The sequence below is a fragment of the Carboxylicivirga sp. genome (assembly GCF_982718395.1).
This window is the reverse complement of sequence record NZ_CEXQWX010000243.1, coordinates 1-6,383: the sequence shown is the minus strand read 5'-3', so window position 1 is coordinate 6,383 and position 6,383 is coordinate 1. Positions and strand designations below refer to the sequence as shown.

Below are 6,383 nucleotides of genomic sequence, written 5' to 3'. Positions count from 1 at the left end.
TAAAATTATAACGTTTGTATTGGCTGTTATCACGATAACCATCTGTTGATAACTGGTTGGCAGAAATAAATGTACTTCCTTTACTATGTCTTAAAGTGGTGCTTAATTGATTTGAGAATGTAGCGTAGCTTCCAGCTTCGCTTTGGAATTTAAATTGTTGTTTATTAGAAACAGGCGTCCATGGATTAATCAAAATAACGCCACCTAGTCCGGCACCATAAAGAGCTGAAGAAGGACCTTTAAGCACTTGTACCGAATAAATGTCATTAAAACCAATATCTTCAATTGAGGTGACTCCATCGCCATCGGTTAAAGGAATCTCACCCCAATACGCTTTAATGCGGTTACTATTATATGGTGTACGCGATCCGATACCACGAATCGTGATGCGATTAGTACTTAAAGTACCTTGTTGCATCATCACACCTGGTAAGCTATTTAGTTGTTGCACCAACTGATAAGAATTACCAGCATTAAGTTGCATGGAGTCGATCGATGAAATACTTCCCGGCCAGCTTTTAAGAGATACAATATTAACCGGGGCATTAATGGTTACTTCATTGAGTATAACATTGTGATTTTTCACCGTGTCTTTACCCCATTCGTTTAGTGTTTGAGAAACACTAACAATGCTTATCAACCACAAACTGCAACATAAGATTAGCCTCATTGGGTTTGGTTATAAAGGAACAATCTTGAGTATTTTGCCGGGATTTTCGATTGCTACGTATATGTATCCATCCGGACTCATTTCCACATTGCGTACGCGTCCGATTTTTTCCATTAGCCTCTCTTCATGTATAACCTTTTCACCATCCAGAACTACACGATGCAAATACTTAAAGCTCAGGGAGCCTGTAAGTATGTTATTTTTCCAATTAGGATAGCGATCACCTTTTACAAAAGTCATCCCGCAAGGAGCAATGCTTGGGACCCAATAGTGAAGAGGCTGTTCCATACCCGCTTTTGCAGTATCGTTGGTGAATGTTGTTCCGTCATAATTTATGCCAAATGAGATAACAGGCCAGCCGTAATTTTTACCAGCTCCAATGATATTAATTTCATCGCCACCTTTGGGACCATGCTCATCAGTCCAGATTTGACCTGTTTCGGGATGCATGCAAACGCCTTGTGGATTGCGGTGCCCATACGAATATATACTTGGGCTGGCATTTTCCTCACCAACAAAAGGATTGTCTTCAGGAATCCGACCATCATCATAAATGCGATGAATTTTTCCACAATCGTTATCTAAAGATTGTGGGTTTCGATCACGATTACCCCGGTCGCCAACTGAGAAATAAAGATACCCTTCATTGTCAAACTCAAGTTTGCAACCAAAATGATACCAATTACCGGTTTCTGGCATTGCTTTAAAGATAACTTCATTGTCAATCAGTTCTTCACCATTTAAACGGGCACGCATAATAGTTGTATTGCCAATTGAGTTATTGTTAATATTTGGGGAAGAATAGGCTATGTATATCCATCCATTTTGGTTGTATTGAGGATGTAATTCCAGATCGAGTAATCCTCCCTGACCTTTGGCAAGAACCTTTGGCGAGTTATCAACTTTCACAGGCTTTTCACCAGGGGTGACAATCAATAAATCACCTTCTCGTTCAGAGATCAACAGACGACCATCCGGTAAGAATTCCAAACCCCATGGAATATCAAGATCATCAACTATTACATCAGCTCTAAATGTTTGAACTTCACTTTCATATATATCGCCATCCCCGTAAGGGGGAGGAATATCGTCTTTCTTCTGTTCTGATAATTCAATAATGTAATCCGCAAGTGCATCAATTTCTTGTTCACTCAGGCCATCACTGAATGCCGGCATACCAAAAGAGACTCGTCCATGTTTTATGCTATTGACAATCTCTTCTTTGGTGTCCCCAAATAGCCATTTTCTTTCGACGAAAGAGGATTTATTATCGTTATGGCAACTGATGCAATAGTCGTTGTATAGTTGCACTATTTCTTCATTGGGTAAATCTTTAGCTTTATTATCGGAGCAGCTCTCAGCAGATAAACAAAGATAGATGGCTGAAAAAATTAGAAAAGCAGGCTTTTTCATAATCGCAGAGTTGGTGTCATACAACTATAGTAACAACGAATTAATGTTTTTGTTATAGAGGCACACTATGATTCTCACTTATTTTCTTTTTGTGCAACAGGTAGATAAGCTTATTTTTGCTCAAAATTTGGTTTTAGTGAAACGAGCTGTGAGAAAAGCTTCTCACACAGGAGTATAGCTAAATTGCGGGTTACCTATGGTAATTGAAAACGAATTTTAGACATATGAAACGAACAAGTAACTTTTAATCTTAAAAATTACACGCAGGGTAATGATTAAAATTTCTTGAGAGTTCCATGTGACAACTGAAAGTAAATTATAAACACATGAAAATAGCAATGATCGGAACGGGAGGCGTAGGCGCATACTTTGGAGCAAAGTTGGCACAAGCTGGTAATAATGTAACTTTTGTCGCTCGTGGCAAGCATTTAAAAGCGATACTGAATAATGGGCTAAAAGTTAAAAGTATTCTGGGCGATATGCACATTGCCAATGCAAAAGCTACAGATAGAATTACTGATATACAAAATGCTGACCTGGTTATTACTGCTGTTAAGGCATGGCAAATAAAGGAGGTGCGAACACAGATTCAACAAATTATTCATCAGGACAGTATTGTATTACCTTTACAAAATGGGGTGTTGGCCGCAGAGGAATTAAGCGAAGTGATTAACCCGAAGAACATAATGGGTGGTTTGTGCCGTATTATCAGCAAAATAGAATCACCTGGTGTCATCAATCATTTTGGAGTCAAACCGGAAATTGTATTTGGTGAACTAGATAAACAGGACACGATTCGAATGAAGGAACTCGCTAATCTGTTTGAAAATGCTGGAATTGCATACAAGGCTTCTCATGACATTGAAGCGGATGTTTGGAAGAAGTTTATATCTATTTGTGTCAGTGCTTTATTAGCTGTAACTAAAACCACTTATGGTGAGATGTGCGAATTGAAAGGAACTCACCATATGATGATCGACCTATTAAAAGAGATATATGAGGTTTCGCAAAAAGCGGATGTGAATATTAAACCAGATTTTATTGATAAAACGGTCGCTTTTATCCAATCATTCCCTTATGATTCCACATCGTCGTTGACTCGTGATGTATTGGAAGGTAAACCATCGGAGATTGATTATCAAAATGGAACTGTGGTGAGACTGGCTGAGAAGTATGGGGTAGAGGTACCTGTTAATCGCTTTATATACAATTGTATACTTCCCATGGAGTTAAAAGCACGAGGTGAATTTAATAGCAATCGCTAAATATAGAGTATGTCTAATCGGCATAATATTGCATTATGCATTTTGTGTTAGCTTCATAGCCGCAGCCTGATCCAGTAACCATTCTGTTTTGTGAATATCGACCAGGCATGCCGGATATTGTTTGTAATTACCTTTGTGATTGATGATTTCGTCCACTTTTTCTGCTTTATTGTCTCCGGTAACCAAGAAGAAGATTTGCCGACTATTATTAATTACTTTACCTGTTAAGCTAACACGATATTGGCCACTTTCGGGATGCTGAGCTAATTCACAGATGTTATTGCTTTCCCACAGATCAATTTGATGGGGGAATATCGAGGCAGTGTGGCCATCATCTCCCATACCCAAAAGCATAATGTCAAATTGAGGTAATCCATTATTATAAGGAACATTCTCCTCAATGGTTGAAATATAATCTGCTACAGCTTCGTCGGGATGCAACTCACCTTTGACTCTGAAAATGTTAATTGCTCTTGTTTTAACATGATCAAACAAATGCTCACGTGTCATGCCAAAGTTGCTTTCCGGATGTTCGGGTGCTACACATCGTTCGTCACCCCAAAAAAAACGAATCTTCGTCCAGTCAATTGATTTAGCGTAATCTTTAACTAGCACGTCAAATATGGCTCTGGGAGTACTGCCGCCTGAAAGAGCAATAGTTAAATCAGGTTTTTGCTTTGTAGCCTGAAGCAAGTATTCACCAAAGTAGTGAGACAGTTTTTGTTTGTTGTCAAATATGTGATGCATAACAATTAGTTTTTAGTCAGTAAATGGTAGTCAGTAGTGTTTGACTTTCTACCGACTACTGTCTTTTTACTATTTTCTAAATCATAATTCACAATAATTACCATCATTAGCCAGATTTTTACATGGGTAGCGCCATGTTATATCATCTTCTTCAATTAAATCGTCAGAAACATCAGGTCCCCATGTGCCGGCAGGATAACCATGTACAGGAATGCTGTCGTTTTTCCAGGCATTTAATATTGAATCTACAAATTTCCACGCTGCTTCAACCGCATCGCCGCGATGATAAAGTGTGCTGTCACCCATCATGCAATCCAGCAATAAGCGTTCGTAAGCACTTGGTAAATAAGTGTCCGACAGGTCGCTGTAATGAAAATCCATATTGACATTTTGCACTTTAAAACCAGCTCCCGGCACTTTCATTCCAAACTTCATCAACACCCCTTCATCCGGTTGAATGCGAATCACCAGTTGATTGTAATTTTTACAAATCGATTCGTCATCAGCAAATAAATGGTGTGGAGTGGCCTTAAAATGGATCACAATTTCGGTTACCCGGGTTGGTAACATTTTACCACTTCGGATATAAAAAGGTACACCTGCCCAGCGCCAGTTGTCAATAAATAATTTAATGGCCGCAAAAGTTTCAGTTCGGGAATCAGGTGCCACGCCTGTTTCTTCTCGATAACCTTTAACTGGTTCTCCCTTAATGTGTGAGGCTGTATATTGTCCGCGAATGACATATTTGGCCACTTCATCTTCTTTTATCGGGCGTAAGGAATGAAACACCTTTGCAATTTCGTTTCGAATATTTGTTGAATCAATCAACGCAGGCGGTTCCATAGCTACTAAACCAACCAGTAAGAGCAGATGATTCTGAATCATATCACGCATGGCTCCAGAACCCTCGTAATAGCCACCACGATTGCCGACGCCAATGTTCTCGACACCAGTAACTTCAACATGGTGAATGTAGTTGCGATTCCACAATGGCTCGAAAATACCATTGGAGAAGCGTGTTACCAATAGATTTTGAACGGTTTCCTTACCAAGATAATGGTCGATGCGATATATCTGATCTTCCTTAAAAAACTTAAGCAGTCCTTTGTTAAGCTTCTGAGCAGTTTCTAAATCGTAACCAAATGGTTTTTCAACAATCAGGCGTTTAAAACCAACTGATTCTTCACTTAATCCTTGCTTAGCCAATTGCTCAGGAATTATTTCATACATATTGGGAGGTGTCGCCATGTAATAAATGAAGTTATTATCGGTTTCACACTCTTCATCCAATTCTCTTAATTTTCCTTTCAGCAAACAATACTCATCAGGATCCTTGGTGTCAAACGAGAAATAGTGAAGTTTCTCTAAATACTGATTGAGTTTTTCTTCACTATTGGGTTTGTTTAATGCAAACTGTACAATTCCATCTTTCATCTTCTGGCGGAAAGCAGTATTGCTCAAATCTGTTCGTCCCAGTCCCAAAATGGCAAAGTTTTCAGGTAGTAAATCCTGATCGAAAAGATCGAAGACCGCTGGTACCAGTTTACGATAGGTTAGATCGCCAGATGCACCAAAAATGACAAGTATGTGGTTTTTAGGTTGATTCATATTTTGCTATATTTTTCACATTCAAATAGCCGGCAAGATAGTGAAGCGGCATACAAAATAACAAGTGCTGAGACCTTATTGTTTGCAGGTATTGGGAAAGTCATTAACTTTCAATTTGAATTAATGAAGAATATTGATTTGGGAATAGTTGTTAAAGATAAACTGAAAGGGCACTTATTTAAGGTATCTCAATTTAAAGAGTTGATTAAACGGACCAAACCTCATAAGCACGATAAGTATTATGAGCTGGTTTTTTTGTTTGCAGGTGAAGGTTTTCACTCAATTGAATCGGAGCGTTTTATGGTTACAACGCCTGAATGCTATTTTTTAAAACCAGGTCAACTACATTTTTGGCAATTTACAGCTATTCCAAAGGGATTTGTTTTGTTATTTAAAGAAGAGGTTTTTGATCAAATTCATGATAATAGCTTGTTGAAGTTGTTAAAACAGCTAATTGGGCAAGAGAGAGTAGAAATGCCATCTGTCGACTTTTATCGTACTCTTTTGGAATTGATGGATCATGAATTTAAGCAAGGCACTTCACAGGAAGTATTGAATGGTTTGCTGATTGCTCTTTTTGCAAAACTGGTAGAAGATACCCAGTTACACCAACCAAATCCCCAACCATCAGGATTGTTCGAACGCTTTAATCAATTGCTGGCACATGAAGTGCCCCGGCT

General features: G+C 38.7%; 6 protein-coding genes. 2 read left to right on the top strand and 4 right to left on the bottom strand.

Translation table 11 applies throughout. The features are described from left to right. Both AC4MRQ_RS24315 and AC4MRQ_RS24310 read right to left on the bottom strand, forming a co-directional pair. On the bottom strand, positions 1-670 hold a 670-nt coding region (locus AC4MRQ_RS24315; RefSeq protein ID WP_491200329.1), incomplete at its 3' end, for a TonB-dependent receptor plug domain-containing protein. Positions 671-679: 9 nt separating this feature from the next. After that, positions 680-2,083, bottom strand: coding sequence for a PQQ-dependent sugar dehydrogenase (locus AC4MRQ_RS24310; protein ID WP_491200328.1), 1,404 nt, complete (start codon positions 2,081-2,083; stop codon positions 680-682). A 326-nt stretch (positions 2,084-2,409) separates the two neighbouring features. On the opposite strand from AC4MRQ_RS24310, the gene AC4MRQ_RS24305 reads away from it, so the two are divergent. After that, the gene (locus AC4MRQ_RS24305) at positions 2,410-3,348 is read left to right on the top strand and encodes a ketopantoate reductase family protein (RefSeq protein ID WP_491200327.1); all 939 of its coding nucleotides are present in this window, start codon (positions 2,410-2,412) and stop codon (positions 3,346-3,348) included. Positions 3,349-3,381: 33 nt separating this feature from the next. On the opposite strand, the gene pgl is transcribed toward AC4MRQ_RS24305, so the two are convergent. Continuing rightward, positions 3,382-4,095: a 6-phosphogluconolactonase gene (gene pgl, locus AC4MRQ_RS24300; protein WP_491200326.1), complete on the bottom strand. Its 714-nt coding sequence runs from the start codon at positions 4,093-4,095 to the stop codon at positions 3,382-3,384. A gap of 81 nt (positions 4,096-4,176) precedes the next feature. Next, positions 4,177-5,703, bottom strand: coding sequence for a glucose-6-phosphate dehydrogenase (gene zwf, locus AC4MRQ_RS24295; RefSeq protein WP_491200325.1), 1,527 nt, complete (start codon positions 5,701-5,703; stop codon positions 4,177-4,179). A 123-nt stretch (positions 5,704-5,826) separates the two neighbouring features. Between zwf and AC4MRQ_RS24290 the strand changes: the two genes are divergently transcribed. Then, positions 5,827-6,383, top strand: a 557-nt coding sequence (locus tag AC4MRQ_RS24290) for an AraC family ligand binding domain-containing protein (RefSeq protein WP_491200324.1), incomplete at its 3' end; no start/stop codon positions are given.

Excerpts from the sequence above, each read along its gene's own strand:
- zwf (WP_491200325.1), bottom strand. The coding sequence starts at position 5,703 with ATGAATCAACCTAAAAACCACATACTTGTCATTTTTGGTGCATCTGGC.
- AC4MRQ_RS24310 (WP_491200328.1), bottom strand. The coding sequence starts at position 2,083 with ATGAAAAAGCCTGCTTTTCTAATTTTTTCAGCCATCTATCTTTGTTTA.
- pgl (WP_491200326.1), bottom strand. The coding sequence starts at position 4,095 with ATGCATCACATATTTGACAACAAACAAAAACTGTCTCACTACTTTGGT.
- AC4MRQ_RS24305 (WP_491200327.1), top strand. The coding sequence starts at position 2,410 with ATGAAAATAGCAATGATCGGAACGGGAGGCGTAGGCGCATACTTTGGA.